The organism is Arenibacter flavimaris, assembly GCF_030291335.1.
Lineage (GTDB): Bacteria > Bacteroidota > Bacteroidia > Flavobacteriales > Flavobacteriaceae > Arenibacter.
Window position 1 is genome coordinate 21,802 of sequence record NZ_JASWIM010000026.1, and the last position, 18,119, is coordinate 39,920.

Here is an 18,119-nt window from a genome sequence, read left to right on the forward strand (position 1 = left end):
TCTTGGTTTGGTCTATGGAATCGAACATTTTTGAAAAGTAATATGAAAAATATTAAGGACGTACTTAAGGAAAGGATTTTGGTGTTGGATGGTGCCATGGGAACTATGCTACAAAGGCATAAGTTTACCGAGGAAGATTTTAGGGGGGAACGATTCAAGGATTGGGAACACCCCTTACAGGGAAATAATGACCTATTGTCCCTTACCCAGCCAGAGGCTATAGCCGAGGTGCACCGACTGTATTTTGCAGCAGGGGCCGATATTGTGGAAACCAATACTTTTTCGGGTACAACTATTGCCATGGCAGACTATCATATGGAAGATTTGGTCTACGAATTAAATTATGAATCGGCTAAAATAGCGAAGGCTGTTGCCGATGAATTTACGGCCAAGGAACCTAATAAGCCACGTTTTGTAGCAGGGAGTATTGGGCCAACCAATAAAACGGCCAGTATGTCGCCAGATGTGAACGATCCTGGTTTTAGGGGAGTTTCCTTTGATGAGTTAAGGTTGGCCTACAAGCAACAGGTAGAGGCTCTCTTGGATGGGGGAGTGGATATTTTACTGGTAGAGACTATCTTTGATACCTTAAACGCCAAGGCTGCATTATTTGCTATTGAAGAGGTAAAGGAAGAGCGGAATATGGAGGTTCCAATTATGGTGAGCGGTACTATAACCGATGCTTCGGGTAGGACCCTGTCCGGCCAAACCGCGGAAGCCTTTTTGATTTCCATAAGCCATATACCTATATTGTCCGTAGGTTTCAATTGTGCCTTGGGAGCTAGCCAGTTGGTTCCCCATTTGGAGGTACTATCGGCCAAGACCGAACATGCCGTATCTGCGCACCCAAATGCCGGATTGCCAAATGCTTTTGGGGAGTATGACGAAACCCCGGAGGAAATGGCTGCCCAAATCAAGGAATATGCAGAAAAGGGTTTGGTAAATATAGTTGGTGGATGTTGCGGGACTACGCCAGAACATATCAAGGCAATGGCCGATGTGGTTAAAGACTATTCCCCTAGAATTCTAAATACCTTAGAAGCACATAAGCATGATACCTAGCAGGCAGATTGTTCTTGAGGCAGGAGATAGGGTTGCACCCTTTGTACATAGAACACCGGTGCTTACCTCCCGTCTGTTGAACGAATTATCAGGGGCGGAGGTTTTCTTTAAATGTGAGAACCTTCAAAAAATGGGAGCATTTAAAATGCGGGGAGCCATTAATGCCGTACAGCAATTAAGTGAGACCCAGAAAAAGGCAGGAGTGGTAACCCATTCCTCTGGAAATTTTGGTCAGGCCCTAGCTTTGGCGGCAAAAAAATTAGGGGTAAAAGCCTATATAGTAATGCCCTCCAGTGCCCCGGCCGTAAAGACAATGGCAGTGAAGGCTTATGGAGGGCTGGTCACTATTTCAGAGCCTACCTTGGAGGCCAGGGAAAAATCCGCGGCCGCCATCGTGGAAGAAGAAGGGGCAGTTTTTTTACACCCGTCCAACGACTTGAATGTAATAGTAGGGCAAGGTACGGCGGCCTTGGAACTTTTGCAGGACCATCCTGATTTGGAGTTTATTATGACTCCAGTGGGGGGAGGTGGACTCATAGCGGGAACGGCATTGGCAGCCCATTATTTGGGGACCAATTGTGTAGTTGTAGGAGCTGAGCCAAGGGAGGTGGATGATGCTTATAGGGCTTTGAAAAGTGGGGAAATAGAATATAATATTACGACGGATACCGTTGCGGATGGACTTAAAACGAACTTAGGGGATATAAATTTTCCAATTATCAAAGAATTGGTCTCCGATATTATTAGAGTGGAAGAGGATGGGATTGTCGCTGCCATGAAATTAATCTGGGAGCGAATGAAACTGGTAATTGAACCTTCCAGTGCAGTGCCATTTGCGGCCTTGTTGAAGGAAAGAGAAAAATATAGGAATAAAAAAATAGGAATCATCCTCTCGGGAGGCAATGTGGAACTATCAAATTTGCCATTTTAAGGACACATTTAGGTGTTTTTTTCGAGGTCAATATATAAATAATGAGCAATACTACGGATAAGGAAGAACATAGTACAAAACGGTTTTTGAAACTCTCGGGTTTGGAACCTTTGGTGATAACTCCCGAAAGCAATTTTGTAAATGTAGGGGAGCGTACCAATGTGGCAGGTTCCAAAAAATTCCTGCGATTGATCAAGGAGGAGAAGTTTGAGGAAGCCTTGGATATAGCACGGGAACAAGTGGAAGGCGGCGCGCAGATCATTGATGTTAATATGGACGATGGTCTTATTGATGGAAAGGAGGTTATGGTAAAGTTCTTGAACCTTATCGTGGCCGAACCTGATATTGCCAGGGTCCCTATCATGATAGATAGCTCTAAATGGGAGATAATAGAGGCGGGCCTACAGGTAGTTCAGGGAAAATGTGTGGTGAATTCCATAAGTTTAAAAGAAGGGGAGGAAGAGTTTGTTAAGCATGCCAAATTAATTAGGCGTTATGGTGCTGCGGTCATTGTTATGGCCTTTGATGAGGTAGGGCAGGCCGATAATTACGAAAGGCGACTGGAAATTACCCAACGATCCTATGATATTCTGGTGAATAAAGTAGGGTTCCCCCCAGAGGATATTATTTTTGATCTGAACATATTTCCCGTAGCTACTGGTATGGACGAGCATAAGTTAAATGCGCTCGACTTTATAAAGGCTACCGCATGGGTAAAGGAAAATCTGCCTTTTTGTAGTGTTAGTGGTGGGGTAAGTAATGTATCCTTCAGCTTTAGGGGCAATAACCCGGTACGGGAGGCAATGCACTCCGTGTTTCTTTATCATGCCATAAAGGCGGGTATGAATATGGGAATTGTAAACCCTAGTATGTTGGAGGTGTATGATGATATTCCAAAGGACCTATTGGAACATGTGGAGGATGTAATCCTCAACCGAAGGGAAGACGCTACGGAGCGATTATTGGAATTTGCGGAAACCGTAATTGGTAAGGAAAAGGAAAATAAAATAGACCTTACCTGGAGGGAAGAACCCTTGCAAAATAGGATTACCCGTGCCTTGGTGAAGGGAATAGATCAATATATTGTAGAGGATGTTGAAGAGGCCCGATTAAGTGTAAAAGCACCAATAGAGGTGATCGAGGGACACTTGATGACCGGAATGAACGTGGTGGGGGATCTTTTTCAAAGTGGTAAAATGTTCCTGCCCCAAGTGGTAAAATCTGCCAGGGTCATGAAAAAGGCAGTGGCCTATCTATTGCCCTATATTGAAGAGGAAAAGCTTAAAAATCCACTACCCGAAGGTAGCAGCTCATCGGCAGGAAAAATCCTAATGGCGACCGTAAAAGGAGACGTACACGATATAGGAAAAAATATTGTAAGTGTGGTCCTTGCCTGTAACAATTACGAGATCGTGGATTTGGGAGTCATGGTCCCCCCAGAAAAGATAATTAATGCCGCCAAGGAAGAGAATGTGGATATCATTGGCCTTAGCGGACTCATTACCCCTTCTTTGGATGAAATGGTTTTTTTGGCCAAGGAAATGGAGCGGCAAAATTTCACGGTTCCCTTGCTCATTGGTGGGGCCACCACCAGTAAGGCGCATACCGCGGTCAAGATAGACCCTCAGTACAAAAGTGCGGTGGTACACGTCAATGATGCTTCCAGGGCAGTGACGGTAGTGGGGGACCTTCTACAGAAGGAATCGTCCAATAAATATAAGGAAGGAATTAAATTGGATTATGCCGACTTTAGACAGAAATTCCTGAATAGGGGCAAGCGCAAGGAGTATTTAACCCTTGGGGAGGCCCGAAAAAATAAATATCAATTGGATTGGTCAAAGGCTGTAATTGTAGAGCCCAAGTCCTTGGGTATCCAAATACTCGAGGATTTTGATCTGAGGGAATTGGTGCCTTATATTGATTGGTCCCCCTTCTTTAGAAGTTGGGAACTGCATGGCAAGTACCCGGATATTTTGAACGATGGGGTCGTAGGCAAACAGGCCACCGAACTTTTTGCAGATGCCAAGGAAATGATGAAGAAGATTTTGGATGGCAAACTTTTTCAAGCAAAGGCTATTTTTGGACTGTTTCCTGCTAATACCATTAATGATGATGATATAGCCCTTACCCATAATGGGAAGGAGTTTGTTTTTAGGACTTTAAGGCAGCAGTCTAAAAAATATGTGGGGAAACCTAATTTTGCGCTATCCGATTTTATAGCCCCTAAAGAAAGTGGTTTGCAAGATTATATAGGCTGTTTCTGTGTTTCCACGGGCTTTGGTACGGATGAATTGGCAGACGGTTATCGCAAAAATTTGGACGACTATAACAGTATAATGGTCAAGGCATTGGCAGATAGATTTGCGGAGGCTTTTGCGGAATACTTACACAAGGAAGTACGGATCAATCACTGGGGATATGCTGCCAATGAGGGCTTAAGCAATGAGGAACTGATCAAGGAATCCTATATAGGCATTAGGCCTGCACCTGGTTATCCGGCTTGTCCTGACCATTTGGAAAAGTTGACGTTGTGGAAATTACTGGAAGTGAAGGAAAAAATAGGGGTGGAGTTGACGGATAGTTTGGCCATGTGGCCCGCTGCCAGTGTAAGTGGATATTATTTTGGGAATTCCGAAGCGCGGTATTTTGGGGTAGGCAAAATAAAGGAAGACCAAGTGGCCGATTTTGCAGCGAGGAAAGGAATTCCTATGGAGGAGGCCACCCGATGGTTGGCACCTAATATTGCGGATGATTAAGGACCGGGACCTGCAAGATTTTTTCAGCGACCAGCAAGGTTTTAAAACCTTGTAGGTCTCGGTCTCGAAAAGAAATATAGTATTGCAATTGGACTTTGATTCCTATATACACGGAGAGGGATAGTCTTTGCAGCAGGGATAGGAGCGATATCTTTTTTATGACTTTGGCATAAAAAAATTAAGTGGATAGCCCGGCCACAAACCTACTGAAAGGAGTGTTTGGGGGCTGCCATAACAGAAAGGAATAATAAATGGGAACAACCCTTGTAGAGGGTAATAAATAATATAATAGCTAATAGGCCTTTTCTTTGGGAAAGGAAAGGAGGAGAAATTATGAAAGTAACGGAACACATAAAAAAAGCGGATGGTAAGACATTGTTTTCCTTCGAGATCATACCGCCGGTCAAAGGTAGAAGTATACAGGAATTATATAACAATATAGATCCCTTGATGGAGTTTAAACCGCCCTTCATTGACGTTACTACTTCTCGGGAAGAGTATGTGTACATAGATAGGAACGGGTTGTTGGATAAAAGGTTGACCCGTATGAGACCTGGAACTGTGGGTATTTGTGCCTCAATTCAGCACAAATATGGAGTTGATACCGTACCTCATGTGCTCTGTGGTGGTTTTACCAAGGAGGAAACCGAATATGTACTGGTCGATTGTCAATATTTGGGTATCCAAAATGTGATGGCACTTCGGGGGGATGCGCGGAAAGAGGAGCAGTATTTTAATCCCACCCAAGGTGGACATGCCTATGCTTCGGAGCTGGTAAAACAGATTCACGCCTTAAATCACGGCAATTATTTACACGATAAGGTAGAGACCGTTCACAGTGCCGATTTTTGCATTGGCGTAGCCGGATACCCTGAAAAGCATTTGGAAGCACCATCCTTGACTACGGATTTAAGACGATTGCAGGAAAAGGTGGAGGCTGGGGCCGACTACGTAGTAACCCAAATGTTTTTTGATAATCAGAAATTTTTTGAGTTTGTGGAAGCTGCGAAGAAAATGGGTATTAATGTACCTATTATACCCGGGATTAAGCCCATTGCCGTAAAACGACATTTGCAATTATTGCCACAGGTCTTTAAGATAGACTTGCCACAGGATTTGATAGATGCTGTAGATGATTGTTCAAATAATGCAGATGTGAGACAGGTAGGAATTGAGTGGGCCATTCAGCAGTCCAAGGAGCTGAAAGCGGCAGGGGTTCCTGTATTGCACTATTATTCCATGGGAAAATCCGATAATATCGAGGCCATTGCCAAAGAGCTGTTTTAAGGGAGGCCCAAGCGTTCAAGGGCATGGTTACGGATGGGGATGGATTCTGTATTGAGTCAATTTCAAGTGTTCACGGAAGTCAGGTAGTATTACCAAGTTTTAGAAACGCCTATTTTAATTTTTCATTACATTTGCTCCCCATGAAACTAAAGCTATTTCTTATAAGCTGTCTGTCGACAGCTTTTTGCTTTTCACAAAACCGGCAAGAAACCAAGAGATATACCTTGGACGCTAGTCAGTTCTACGGTTCCGTGCTATTGCACAATACGGATATTTCCCATTTGATTACCAATCATCCGGGAGGATTTATCCTGGGGTACAATAAAAAGACCTATGGGGAGGAGGAATGGCAACAGTTATTTAATTATCCCGATACCGGTTTTTCTTTTGTTTATCAAAATATGAACAGTAGTACTTTGGGGGAGAATTATGGACTATATGCCCATTACAATTTTTATTTTTTTAAGAGAAACCTTCAATTTAGGTTGGGGCAGGGTATAGCCTATAATACCAACCCCTTTGATAAGAACAGGAATTTTAGGAACAATGCCTATGGTTCCCATTTTTTAAGTTCAACCTATTTAATGTTGAACTATCACAAAGAAAATATATTTAAGGGCTTGGGGCTAAAGGCAGGATTAACCTTAATTCATTATTCCAACGCCAATGTTACGGCACCCAATACCTCTACCAACACCATGGCCCTTAATGTGGGGTTGACCTATGATTTGGATGGTGGCCAGGAACGGGACTATATTAAAACCGAAAAATTGAAGGTTTCAGAGCCTATTAAACTTAATCTCGCCTTTAGGTCTGGTATAAATGAGAGCGATGTAGTGGATTCCGGCCAATATGCTTTTTACATTTTTTCGGCTTATATGGACAAACGCTTTACCAGAAAAAGTGCGCTGCAGTTTGGTGCAGATGTGTATTTTTCCAACTTCTTAAAGGAACTTATTCGTTATCAGTCAATAGCGTTCCCCGAGTATGGAGTGCAGGCAGACGACGATTATAAACGCGTGGGATTGTTTTTGGGGCATGAACTCTTTGTAAATAAAATGTCCGTTATAGCCCAATTGGGCTATTATGTCTATTACCCTTTTGATTTTGAGGGCAAGGTCTATAATAGAATTGGTCTAAAGCGTTATTTTTCGGAAAAGGTATACGGTGCAATAACTCTAAAATCCCATGGGGCAAAAGCGGAAGCCGTGGAATTTGGAGTCGGAGTTAGATTATAGGGTCAATGAATTTGGCAGATAGTCTGCTCAAAAGATATAAGATGATGAACTATTTTATTTTGAAGATAGGGTTAAGGTGGAAGAGCCTTGTGACCATTGTTGCCAGATATGGCATGCACTTGGCCATAGTGATACTACTGGTGAATTGCAACAGTGAAAATGCCCCTGATTGCTTCCAAAATGCCGGGGACATTAACAGGGCAATTGTGGAAGTACCTAATTTTACCGCCATTACGGTCTATGAGAATGTAGAAATGACCCTAAGGCAGGGAAGTCCTTTGAAGGTAGAAGTGGAAACGGGAGAAAATTTGCGTAATGAAGTTGAGGTGCAGGTTGTGGATGGCCGACTTTTGTTACGCGATACCAATGATTGTAATTTTACGCGAAAATATGGGCTTACCAAGGTATATGTCACGGCTCCCAATATTACAGAGATTAGAAGTAGCACAGGACTTGATATTTTAAGTGATGGTGTATTGGCGTTTCCCAATTTAACCCTTATTTCAGAGAGCTTTAACGACCCTGATGCCGGCTATACCAGTGGGGAGTTCAATTTGGAGTTGGACACCCAGAATTTGGCCATTGTTTCCAATGGAATTTCGTATTATAATTTAAGGGGTAAAACTATTAATTTCAACATCCTTTTTGCCTCTGGGGATTCGCGGCTGGAAGCTGAGGCTTTAATTGCGGAAAACGTTAGCTTTAATCACAGGGGATCCAACGATATGCGCTTAAGTCCACAGGAATCGCTTAAAGGCATTTTGCGTGGCACCGGTGATGTGGTTAGTTTTAATAGACCAGCCGTGGTAGAGGTAGAGCAAATGTATAAAGGAGAACTTATTTTTATTGATTAGCACCCAAAGTCTACGGTCGCTTCCAACCTCTATTTCCCATAACTTAAAAGTAGTTTACTATTAGACCGATGAATCCTGTTATAAAATATCTAAAGAATTTATTTGCCTCCCAACGGGTCATAGGTGGGGATAAGGAATTATTGGGCAAGCTCCAAGCAGATAAAATATTGCAAAAGCTTATCGATGACCGACGGGTTCCAGGTCTAGCCATTACGGTTCGTAAAAACAATGAAGTATACTTCGAGAAAGGTTATGGATTTGCGGATGTGGAACAGCACACGCGTATAGATCCACAAAATACGATCTTTAGGATTGCCAGTGTGTCCAAACCTATTGCCGCCGCCGCATTAGCCTCAATGGTAGAGGAGGGGCTTTTGGATTTGGATGCCTCCATTTATAAATATGTTCCATACTTTCCAAAAAAGGAATTCAACATTAGTTTGCGTCAGTTGGCAGGACATACGGCCGGAATAAGAGGCTATCGCGGCGGGGAATATGGTCTGAACAAGCCCTTGGGGATAAAGGAGTCGCTTGCCCTATTCCAGGATGATGACCTTCTTTTTGAGCCAGGAAAAGGCTTTCAGTATACCAGTTTTGATTGGGTGTTGATTTCCTTGGCCATGCAGGAGGTAAGTGGCATCCCCTTCGCCGATTATGTTCGGGAAAAAATATTAAATTCTTGTGGATTAAAAAATACATTCCCAGAAAATCCCGGGCATCATCTTCCCAACGGCACCACTTTTTATTCAAAGGGTAGATTGGGGTTCAGAAAGGCCATCCCTGTAAACAATGCTTATAAATTGGCTGGCGGGGGATATTTGTCCACATCAGCGGATATTGCACTTTTTGGACAAGTATATTTGGACCCCAAGTTTAGGGAAGGTAAAATTCAGTCCCAATTCCTCACTTCTGGGATTGTTAATGGGACTCCAACCTACTATGGCCTAGGATGGCAGGTTACCCAGGATAAGTTGGGGAGGACCTATTATGGCCATGTAGGCAATGGGGTAGGGGGATATGCCGTATTTTATGTGTATCCTGAACAGGATATGGTTTTCTCCATTCTAATCAACTGTACCAATCCTGGGGTATTGGATACCTTGGAAGAGGTAATATCTGTTTTTCTTAAGGATGTAAATAGTAATATCCCTACTTGATTATAAACCTGGCCACGCAACCAAAGAACAATATAAACATCTTAATTTAAGTATTTCAGTAAGTTGTGAGTCTTCAAAGGGAATTCCTAGGAGCAAGCTTAATTATTAACACAAGTTTACAGATGAACAAAGGTGCATTTCTATTATTGATGTTTGGGATATTGCTTTCCTGTGAAAAAAATGAAGTAAATCCTTTAGATATCAAACAGTTGGGTTATGGCACATCCTTCGGTATGTGTGTGGGCTATTGTAAGAACGAGATGTTGTTAAGGTCGGGTACGGTATTCTATTCCCGTTCGGGTTGGAATAATCAGGTAGAACCCATTAAGTGTACAGAAAACATGACCCAATTGAGTTGGGACTCTCTTAAAAAAACAGTAGATTTAAATGAATTTAATTCCTTGCCCGAAATCTTGGGATGTCCGGATTGTGCAGATGGAGGGGCAGAGTGGTTGGAGATTGAAAATTTTTCCGGCCAGAAATCCAAGGTGACCTTTGAGTACGGCAAGGAACCCGACGAATTGAAAAGTATGGTAACCGCCTTAAGGAAACAATTGGAAAAGGGTATTCATTGCGAGGAGTTTTAAAGAATTACTCTTGTGTTATGCCCACAAAAATATACAATGAAATATTTCATCTTTTTATGTTTGGTAATATTTTTTATAGGCAGTAGTAGTCTCAATGCCCAACAACTCGCCATATCGTCCCTAGATGAAAATGCCAATAGCGATCTATTGGTAAAGGATTGGAGCAAGCATGAGGCCAACGCATTTGGAAAAAAGGAAATTGGGATAAAGGATTCTATTGTTTTTGACTTCAATTTTAAGGATGCGCTTAGTGGTTTTATGGACCATAAGAGGTCCAATAAAATTAATTCAGAGAAAAAGACGGTAGAAATGCCCGTTGTTAGGCCTTCTGGCAATTATCCCATGACTGTTTATCCAATTGACAGTACTAAAGCCTACTCCCTAAAAATTTATAAATATTGATCATATCCAGGGTCGTTGGTGAACGAAATTGCTGGGCAGTAATAACAATTTGAGATTTACGTTTAATTTACTCCTCTAATGGACAATAAATATACCATTCCTTCACAAACACGAATAGGCCATGTGCATTTGAAAGTGGCCGACCTGGCACGATCGTTAAACTTTTATTGTAATCTTTTAGGTTTTGAAGTCACCACCATGTACGGAGATCAGGCCGCCTTTATTTCGGCTGGTGGATACCACCATCATATTGGTTTAAATACGTGGCATTCCAAAGGGCAACCCCCTGCACATACCAATAGCGTAGGCTTATTTCATACGGCAATTTTATACCCTACAAGAAAGGATCTTGCAGAAATATACTCCCGTTTGAGGAAGGCAGAATATCCCTTGACCGGAGCTAGTGACCATGGTGTGTCTGAAGCCATTTATTTAAATGACCCCGATAAAAATGGAGTGGAATTGTATTGGGATCGCCCAAAAAGTCTTTGGACCTATGAGCCGGACGGATCCTTGACAATGTTCACCAAACCACTAAATATGGTGAGTTTGTTACAGGAACTGGAATAAGATTGAATTACACTTTCATATTTTAAGTCTTTTGTGAAAAAATTTTTATCTTGAAGTTTTATTAATACTATAAATAAAATAATTGAATGAAAATACTACCGACTATCTTTTCTGTAGTTTTACTACTGTCTTCCTGTAAAACTAAAACCGACGCCAAACCCGAAGCTAAAGCTGAAACAACAGTAGAAGCCGAAAATTGGATATACCTTTTTGATGGGGTAACTACCAACGGATGGAGAGCATACAATGGAGACACTTTGCCTCCCGGTTGGGTCGTAAAGGACAGTGTGTTGACATTTGACACCGAATTGGGACTGGAGCAGGATTATAAGGGTGGAAAGGATATAATCTATGGATTGGAAGAATTTGATAATTTTGAGTTGTATGTGGAATGGAAGTTGCCCAAAGGGGGCAATAGCGGAATTTTTTATCACCTAAAGGAAGGTATTCACAATGCCGGGCCACCAAATATCTCTCCAGAGTACCAGTTGATCGATGATGAAAACTATGCAAAAATCCATGATTTAACGGAATACAACCTTAGTCTAGGGCATACCGAGAATCCTGCGGAACTGCAACCCCTACAACAGACCGCTTCGGATTATGCCATGCATGTGGCCGATCCGGAACAAAAAATATTGAATCCTGTGGGAGAGTGGAACTCTTCCAAAATAGTATTTACACCGGAGCGAGTAGAGCACTGGCTCAATGGGAAAAAAGTGCTATCTTTTGTGCCTTGGTCCAAAGATTGGTATGAAAGAAAAAATTCCGGGAAATGGAAGGATGAGGAATATTATGGCAAGTTCAAGTCTGGGTATATCGGTTTTCAGGATCACTCAAGTCCCATTTGGTTTAGAAATATAAAGATTAGAAAATTATAGAACTTAATTCTGTCGGTTTGGTTTGACCGTTAAAAACAATAAAAAAACTTACTTATGAAAAAAAGAGACTTTTTAAAAAGTACCGCAGCCTTGGGTTTAACGGCTCTTCTGCCATCCTCCGTTTGGGCCTTGTCCAAAAATGGTCGTTTAAGAACTGCCCATATCGGTGTTAGTAATATGGGAGGGAACGACCTTGCTTCCATTTCTTCCCATGAATTGGTGGATGTGGTAGCACTTTGCGATGTTGATTCCAAGGCATTGGCAGAGGCCAAAAAATTGCATCCAAACGCTGCAGTCTATAAGGATTATAGGGTGATGCTCAAAGAAATGAAGAGCGATATAGATGCGGTAATAGTCTCCACCCCGGATCATACCCATGCCCCTGCATCCATGATGGCAATGGAAATTGGTAAACCTGTCTATTGTCAAAAACCCCTTACCCATCACGTGGTGGAAGCCAGGGCTATGCGCAAAATGGCAAAGGAAAAAAACCTAGTGACCCAAATGGGCATTCAGGTACATTCTTTTTACGATTATAAATTGGCTACCTTATTGATCCAATCCGGTATAATAGGGAAGGTAAGCACGGTTAGGGCGTGGTCTCCAAAGAACTGGGGCTTTGATGGTCCAGAACCCAAAGGGTCAGATCCGGTACCCGATAATTTGGATTGGAACCTTTGGTTGGGTACTTCTGCGGAAAGACCCTATAAGGAAGGGTATTACCATCCGGCGAACTGGAGAAAATTATTGGACTATGGTTGTGGTACCTTGGGCGATATGGGCGTACATATTTTTGATACTCCCTACAACGCCCTTAAATTGGACGTGCCCATGACCATAAAGAACCAATGTAGAAAACCAACGGGATTTGGATTTCCTGAAAAAAACACTGTTACCTATACCTTTCCAGGTACCGAATATACAGCGGATACCTTAAAATGGATTTGGTATGATGGCAAAGGGGCCCCTGGAAAACATAAAGATCTGAGGTTGCCCAATAATGAGAAATTACCTAATCAAGGGGCCATGTTTGTCGGTGAAAAAGGTAGACTTTTATTGCCGCATTTTATGGAATTGCCCAGACTTATCGTAGATGGTAAATATCAGGAACTGGATCTGTCCATAATTAAGGATCAAGAGGCTATTGGGGAGCCGGTGAGGGACTATGATTCCGAAGGCAACAAACACTACCATCAGTTTGTGGACGCTTGTTTGGGCAAAGCCGAATGTAGTGCCCCCTTTGAATATTCGGCCAGACTTACCGAAACTATTTTGTTGGGGGTTATTGCGGGTCGTTTCCCCAATAAGACATTGCATTGGGATAATGCCACCGCAAGATTTTCCGAACCTGAGGCCAATAAGTTCCTAGATGCCCCTTATAGGGATTTCTAAAACTCAATACTTTAGGTTTACATAAGTGATATTAGCCTATCTGCCATTCCGTTGGAAAATGGCAGATGGGCTTTTTATTCATAATTTTTTGATCCAGGGCCTACGTAATATTCTGTTTTGAAATCATGATTAAACTATAAGATTCTTATCTTTAGGTTATGCAACAAAAGCCATCTTCCTTCTCTATTAAAAATTGGTCCGATGATGATAAACCTCGGGAGAAACTGGTGCAAAAAGGAAAATCCATTCTTTCCGACGCAGAACTGATAGCGATATTAATTGGTTCGGGAAGTAGGAACGAAAGCGCCGTTGAGCTTTCGAAACGCATTTTGGCTTCGGTAAACAACAATCTGAACGAGTTGGGTAAATTGTCCCTTAAACAACTAATGCAATTTAAGGGCATAGGGGAGGCCAAGGCGGTTTCTATTGCTGCTGCCTTGGAAATAGGCAGGAGACGTAGGGGAGAAGAGGCTCAGAAAATAACGAAAATCAAAAGTAGTAAAAATGTATTCGAACTTTTACAGCCTACCATGGGAGAGCTGCCACATGAGGAGTTTTGGATAGTTTTTCTTAATAATTCCAACGCCGTGCTACAGGCTGGGCAACTAAGCAAGGGGGGTATTACTGGGACATTGGTAGACGTTCGCTTAGTGTTGAAACAAGCCTTGGAACTTGGCGCAGTAGGATTGATTTTGGCACATAACCACCCTTCGGGTACTTTAAGGCCAAGTGAGGCCGATAGACAAATTACAAGAAAACTAAAGGTAGCGGCAGAAGCCTTGGATATAAAAGTTTTGGATCATATCATCATCACACAAAAAGAATACTTTAGTTTTGCAGATGAAAATATCCTTTAATTTAGGGCTTGTAATTTATGGATTTCGGTAGTAACTCCCGAATTCAAAAATGCAGGACTTCACAAAAAGGACTAAGTAAAAAGTTATGTTGCTTATCTACACCCATAAAATTACACATCGCTTCAGTTATATTATGCGGCATATATTCACAACTCTTTTGGGAATAGAGGTTACCTATACCACCAAGGTTGAGGATTTTATTAAACATACAGGGCCAAAGATAACTTACACCAAACAACCCTTACAGAACGAATTCTTTGTTCGGAGCAACGACTTGTTGTTTGAACAGGGAATTAACGACATACAGATCTATGTGGCGGATTGGCAGGGTACACCTTGTTTTTTTGCTACCGGGGAAAGAAGCAATCTGCCTTTTGATATTTTTTCTGCGAGTTTTTACATGTTGAGTAGGTATGAAGAGTATTTGCCCCACGTAAAGGACATGCACGGTAGATTTTCACCCAAAGACAGTTTGGCCTTTCAACATCATTTTCTGGAAAAGCCCTTAGTGGATATTTGGGCCCAAAAATTATTATCCGCTCTAAAGGATAAATTTAAGGATCTTAAGCACAAACCAAGAAATTACAATTATACCTCTATTATAGATGTTTCCAGTTCCCATTGTTTTGCCCATAGAGGTTTTATTCGGGGTATGTCGGGATTTCTTTTTGATCTTGCCTCCCTAAAGATCCGAAGGGTTTTTGACCGGGTTTCGGTATGGTTAAAATTAAAAAAGGATCCCTATGACAATTTCTACGAGCTTATTGAATTGCACAAGAACAACAAGGTAAAGGGTATGTTCTTTTTCCAGTTCGCGGAGTATTCCACATATGACAAAAATGTGTCCCCCAACAATAATAAATTCAAGTACCTGATCAAGTCCGTGGCGGATTACGATAAGGTTTCTCTGTCTTGTTCCTATAGTTCCTTTAATGACATAACACTGCTTAAGGAAGAGAAAAGAAATCTTTCCAATGTAATCAATAGACCTGTTGGTAGTTCCCGTATGCGCTATAACAGGGTAGACGTTCCGGAAACGTACAGGAATTTGATAGAAGCAGGATTTACGGATGACTATACCATGGGATATACCCACGAAATTGGATTTAGGGCAGGTACCTGTACCCCCTTTTATTTTTATGATATTCCCTTGGAGGTACAGCAGCCCATTAAGATACATCCTTTTGCCGTACACGATTATGGCTTATTGAAATACAGGAATAGGACAGAGGCCTTTTCCGCTGTGGAAAGGTTGTATTTGGAAGCAAAAAAAGTAAACGGTAATTTCATTACTGTTTTTTCGAACGAATTAATTGGGGGTGAAAGTAAATTGAATTGGAAAAAATTATATAGTAGTATCCTAAAACGAGTAAATGTTTAAGCACCTTGTTACCGATATTTTCTTTGATTTGGATCATACCCTATGGGATTTTGAAAAAAATTCGGCTTTGACGTTTCAAAAAATTCTTTCGGAGAATTCTGTTAGTGTGGAGCCCAATGATTTTTTAAAAGTATATATCCCCATAAATTTTGAATTTTGGAAGCTTTATCGGGAAGGAAAAATTACCAAAAATGAATTGAGGTTCCAAAGATTGAAAATTACCTTTGATACGCTGGGGTATTCCATATCCAATGAATTAATTCACATTTTATCCGATCAATATATAGAACATTTGTCCTCTTATAACCATCTTTTTCCAAATACCACCGAGGTTCTGGACTACTTGAAGCCCAATTATAAATTGCATATCATCACTAACGGCTTTGAGGAAATACAGCACAAAAAATTACGCAGTGCCAATATTCACAATTATTTTGAGCATATAATCAATTCGGAAATGGCCGGAGTTAAAAAACCCGACCCAATTATCTTTAAATTGGCTCTTGAAATGGCCAATGTATTGCCCCAAAATTCCTTGATGATCGGAGACAGCCTGGAGGCAGATATCTTAGGAGCAAAGTCTGTGGGCCTGCATACCCTTCATTTCAACGCCAATAATGAACCAAAGCACGAATATTGCCATATGATTCACGATTTGAGTGAAATAAAATCCTATTTATAGAGTTATACTTTAGAGTAACACTATAACAACACGGTACCAGTAGTTGTTCTTGGAAAGTTTGGTATGAAAAATAAAATTTTGCTTCCCGCTTTTTTTTTGCTTGCACTCTATTCCTGTATAGAAAGGCAAAACTTCGACCAATATGATGATTTGGAAATTGTTCCTACGATTGAGGCCAGTATTTTGTATTTGGAATCACCCGAAAGACTGTTAAATGAAATTCCCGGACAGAATTTTTATTCCCAGGATTTTAATTTTGACGGATTTAGTGTAGATGCTTTCTCGGACCGGGTTTTGGATGGATTTATTTTTTACGAAATTGAAAATACCACCAGCAAGGAAATGGAGGCCACGGTTGAATTTTTGGATGAAGGTGGAAATACCATTGATACCCAATATTTTCATATAGATCCGGCTCCAACGTCCCTTTTGCAATTACAGGTGGCCTATGGTACTGGGCGCAGCATTGAAATCATAAAGAATACTTCCAGTATTCAGGTCAGTGTTCTTAATTTAGGAGATAATAATAGTGTATCCAACCTCCCGGACCCTAAGATTATTTTTAGGTCCAGTGGTAAATTCAGACTTCGTTTAAAATGAGGCAAGGTAAACTTCTCTTATTATCCTGGTTCTTGGGCTGTATTTTTGTTACTGCCCAGAATAAACAGATTTTGTACGATTTTACGGAGATTCCCCAAGCGCTAATGATCAATCCCGGAATGTCTACAGACTTTCAGTGGTATGCCGGAATCCCAGTAGTATCCGGGATTTCGTTTCAGGCTGGGAGCAGTGGGCTAACGGTAAACGATCTGTTTGCTGATGACGGAGTTGATTTTAATGTAAAGGTCAGGGAAAGGGCTATATATGGTATGAATACCCGTGACGAACTAAGCGGCACTTATCAGGTTGAATTATTGAATGGAGGTTTTCGCGGCCGTAATCCAGATAATTTCTTTTCATTTGGGATTTACAACGAAGGTGATGCCATTGGCTATTGGTTTAAAGATTATGCCATCTTGGCCTTTGAGGGCAATGCCGACCAATTGGGAAGAAAATTTGACCTCGGACATTTAAAAACACGGGGGGAAATGCTCAATGTCTTTCATTTCGGAATAAACAAAAGAATTGATGGGGCCCTTACCCTTGGGGGAAGAGCCAAAATATACTCCAGTGCCTTTAACTTTTCGTCTACTAAAAACAAAGGCTATTTTGTAACCAATGAGGGACAAAACAATCTCTTGGCCAATACCATTGATGCCGACTTGGAATTGAGGTCCTCCGGTCTTAATGAAATTGAGGACGCCCTGGACAATGACAGTTCCCTTTTACCTGGAATATTGACAAGAAGATTATTTTTTGGAGGGGATTTGGGATTGGGGATAGATCTTGGATTTACCTATAAACTTAACAAGCAGACTGTAATAACCGGAAGTTTATTGGACTTGGGATTCATTTATAGTTCCACAGATGTTAAAAACTATACCATAGAGGGCAATGCCACAGTGGAGGGAATAGAAGTTATTTTACCGGATGCATTTTCGAACTCCAATGACGACTTTTGGCAAAATTTAGTGGATGAGGTGGATGCATTGGTTCCTCATGGGACCAATGATAAGAGCTATATTTATTTTAGGCCTACCAAACTCTATGGATCCATACGTTATAATTGGGGGGAACCCTCCAATGGCAATATGGATTGCGATTGTAATTATATGGTTTCCAAAAGGAGGGATAACACTAAATATGCAAATGGTGTTGGGGGACAACTGTACGTAATCAACAGACCAAGAGGGCCACAAGCAGCACTTACAGCCTTTTATTTAAGAAGATTTGGAAGGGCTTTGGCACTAAAAACGACCTACACAATAGATAAGTTTTCCTGGAGCAATATAGGTTTGGGACTTAATCTACAGGCTGGTCCCTTAAACATCTATGTTATGGCAGACAACCTATTGGCCTATAAGAACCTTGCGGATAGTCACTACTCCTCTTTTCAATTAGGATTAAATATTATATCTTGGGGGAAGAAATAATAGTTGAACTTTTGAAACCAACATTTATGTGCTTAAAGGCCCCGATAGA

Annotated in this window: 17 protein-coding genes; all 17 read left to right on the forward strand. The window is 41.4% G+C overall.

Features of this window, described 5'->3' with window-relative positions; all coding sequences use genetic code 11:
* The first annotated feature begins 42 nt into the window (after positions 1–42).
* The 17 genes from QSE00_RS17615 (at position 43) to QSE00_RS17695 (ending at position 18,070) form a co-directional block, all read left to right on the forward strand.
* Positions 43–1,062, forward strand: coding sequence for a homocysteine S-methyltransferase family protein (locus tag QSE00_RS17615; RefSeq protein ID WP_286106935.1), 1,020 nt, complete (start codon positions 43–45; stop codon positions 1,060–1,062).
* Complete coding sequence (locus tag QSE00_RS17620) at positions 1,052–1,993, forward strand: pyridoxal-phosphate dependent enzyme (protein ID WP_286106936.1); 942 nt, start codon at positions 1,052–1,054, stop codon at positions 1,991–1,993. The genes QSE00_RS17615 and QSE00_RS17620 overlap by 11 nt, the downstream gene beginning before the upstream one ends.
* A gap of 41 nt (positions 1,994–2,034) precedes the next feature.
* Positions 2,035–4,749 (forward strand): methionine synthase, encoded by a 2,715-nt coding sequence (metH, locus tag QSE00_RS17625; RefSeq protein ID WP_110357467.1) that lies wholly within the window; start codon positions 2,035–2,037, stop codon positions 4,747–4,749.
* A gap of 333 nt (positions 4,750–5,082) precedes the next feature.
* Complete coding sequence (metF, locus tag QSE00_RS17630) at positions 5,083–6,036, forward strand: methylenetetrahydrofolate reductase [NAD(P)H] (RefSeq protein WP_110357466.1); 954 nt, start codon at positions 5,083–5,085, stop codon at positions 6,034–6,036.
* A 140-nt stretch (positions 6,037–6,176) separates the two neighbouring features.
* Positions 6,177–7,274, forward strand: a complete 1,098-nt coding sequence (locus tag QSE00_RS17635) for an acyloxyacyl hydrolase (protein WP_110357511.1) — start codon at positions 6,177–6,179, stop codon at positions 7,272–7,274.
* A 41-nt stretch (positions 7,275–7,315) separates the two neighbouring features.
* Positions 7,316–8,128: a head GIN domain-containing protein gene (locus tag QSE00_RS17640; RefSeq protein ID WP_286106937.1), complete on the forward strand. Its 813-nt coding sequence runs from the start codon at positions 7,316–7,318 to the stop codon at positions 8,126–8,128.
* Between the two features lie 68 nt (positions 8,129–8,196).
* Positions 8,197–9,285, forward strand: coding sequence for a serine hydrolase domain-containing protein (locus QSE00_RS17645; protein WP_286106938.1), 1,089 nt, complete (start codon positions 8,197–8,199; stop codon positions 9,283–9,285).
* Positions 9,286–9,407: 122 nt separating this feature from the next.
* A complete protein-coding gene (locus QSE00_RS17650; RefSeq protein ID WP_286106939.1) occupies positions 9,408–9,872 on the forward strand; it encodes a hypothetical protein in 465 nt (154 codons plus the stop codon).
* 36 nt (positions 9,873–9,908) lie between these two features.
* Positions 9,909–10,274, forward strand: coding sequence for a hypothetical protein (locus QSE00_RS17655; protein ID WP_286106940.1), 366 nt, complete (start codon positions 9,909–9,911; stop codon positions 10,272–10,274).
* Positions 10,275–10,352: 78 nt separating this feature from the next.
* Positions 10,353–10,844, forward strand: a complete 492-nt coding sequence (locus QSE00_RS17660; protein ID WP_286106941.1) for a VOC family protein — start codon at positions 10,353–10,355, stop codon at positions 10,842–10,844.
* A gap of 86 nt (positions 10,845–10,930) precedes the next feature.
* Complete coding sequence (locus QSE00_RS17665; protein ID WP_286106942.1) at positions 10,931–11,725, forward strand: 3-keto-disaccharide hydrolase; 795 nt, start codon at positions 10,931–10,933, stop codon at positions 11,723–11,725.
* Between the two features lie 54 nt (positions 11,726–11,779).
* A complete protein-coding gene (locus tag QSE00_RS17670) occupies positions 11,780–13,117 on the forward strand; it encodes a Gfo/Idh/MocA family protein (protein ID WP_110357460.1) in 1,338 nt (445 codons plus the stop codon).
* Positions 13,118–13,275: 158 nt separating this feature from the next.
* Complete coding sequence (gene radC / locus QSE00_RS17675) at positions 13,276–13,974, forward strand: RadC family protein (RefSeq protein ID WP_110357459.1); 699 nt, start codon at positions 13,276–13,278, stop codon at positions 13,972–13,974.
* Between the two features lie 85 nt (positions 13,975–14,059).
* Positions 14,060–15,355, forward strand: a complete 1,296-nt coding sequence (locus QSE00_RS17680) for a polysaccharide deacetylase family protein (protein WP_110357458.1) — start codon at positions 14,060–14,062, stop codon at positions 15,353–15,355.
* Positions 15,348–16,037, forward strand: a complete 690-nt coding sequence (locus tag QSE00_RS17685; protein ID WP_286106943.1) for a YjjG family noncanonical pyrimidine nucleotidase — start codon at positions 15,348–15,350, stop codon at positions 16,035–16,037. Before QSE00_RS17680 ends, QSE00_RS17685 begins: the two co-directional genes overlap by 8 nt.
* Before the next feature lie 63 nt (positions 16,038–16,100).
* Entirely contained in the window at positions 16,101–16,637 is a 537-nt protein-coding gene (locus QSE00_RS17690) for a hypothetical protein (protein WP_110357456.1), read from the forward strand.
* Positions 16,634–18,070 carry a DUF5723 family protein gene (locus QSE00_RS17695; protein ID WP_286106944.1) on the forward strand — a complete coding sequence of 479 codons (1,437 nt, stop codon included), beginning with the start codon at positions 16,634–16,636 and terminating at the stop codon, positions 18,068–18,070. Before QSE00_RS17690 ends, QSE00_RS17695 begins: the two co-directional genes overlap by 4 nt.
* Positions 18,071–18,119 lie beyond the last annotated feature (49 nt).

What these genes read in the sequence shown, in the direction of transcription:
- metH (WP_110357467.1), top strand. Translation starts at nt 2,035, where the DNA reads ATGAGCAATACTACGGATAAGGAAGAACATAGTACAAAACGGTTTTTG.
- QSE00_RS17650 (WP_286106939.1), top strand. Translation starts at nt 9,408, where the DNA reads ATGAACAAAGGTGCATTTCTATTATTGATGTTTGGGATATTGCTTTCC.
- QSE00_RS17660 (WP_286106941.1), top strand. Translation starts at nt 10,353, where the DNA reads ATGGACAATAAATATACCATTCCTTCACAAACACGAATAGGCCATGTG.
- QSE00_RS17645 (WP_286106938.1), top strand. Translation starts at nt 8,197, where the DNA reads ATGAATCCTGTTATAAAATATCTAAAGAATTTATTTGCCTCCCAACGG.
- QSE00_RS17665 (WP_286106942.1), top strand. Translation starts at nt 10,931, where the DNA reads ATGAAAATACTACCGACTATCTTTTCTGTAGTTTTACTACTGTCTTCC.
- QSE00_RS17655 (WP_286106940.1), top strand. Translation starts at nt 9,909, where the DNA reads ATGAAATATTTCATCTTTTTATGTTTGGTAATATTTTTTATAGGCAGT.
- QSE00_RS17695 (WP_286106944.1), top strand. Translation starts at nt 16,634, where the DNA reads ATGAGGCAAGGTAAACTTCTCTTATTATCCTGGTTCTTGGGCTGTATT.
- radC (WP_110357459.1), top strand. Translation starts at nt 13,276, where the DNA reads ATGCAACAAAAGCCATCTTCCTTCTCTATTAAAAATTGGTCCGATGAT.
- QSE00_RS17680 (WP_110357458.1), top strand. Translation starts at nt 14,060, where the DNA reads ATGTTGCTTATCTACACCCATAAAATTACACATCGCTTCAGTTATATT.
- QSE00_RS17685 (WP_286106943.1), top strand. Translation starts at nt 15,348, where the DNA reads ATGTTTAAGCACCTTGTTACCGATATTTTCTTTGATTTGGATCATACC.
- QSE00_RS17620 (WP_286106936.1), top strand. Translation starts at nt 1,052, where the DNA reads ATGATACCTAGCAGGCAGATTGTTCTTGAGGCAGGAGATAGGGTTGCA.
- QSE00_RS17690 (WP_110357456.1), top strand. Translation starts at nt 16,101, where the DNA reads ATGAAAAATAAAATTTTGCTTCCCGCTTTTTTTTTGCTTGCACTCTAT.
- QSE00_RS17635 (WP_110357511.1), top strand. Translation starts at nt 6,177, where the DNA reads ATGAAACTAAAGCTATTTCTTATAAGCTGTCTGTCGACAGCTTTTTGC.
- QSE00_RS17640 (WP_286106937.1), top strand. Translation starts at nt 7,316, where the DNA reads ATGATGAACTATTTTATTTTGAAGATAGGGTTAAGGTGGAAGAGCCTT.
- QSE00_RS17670 (WP_110357460.1), top strand. Translation starts at nt 11,780, where the DNA reads ATGAAAAAAAGAGACTTTTTAAAAAGTACCGCAGCCTTGGGTTTAACG.
- metF (WP_110357466.1), top strand. Translation starts at nt 5,083, where the DNA reads ATGAAAGTAACGGAACACATAAAAAAAGCGGATGGTAAGACATTGTTT.
- QSE00_RS17615 (WP_286106935.1), top strand. Translation starts at nt 43, where the DNA reads ATGAAAAATATTAAGGACGTACTTAAGGAAAGGATTTTGGTGTTGGAT.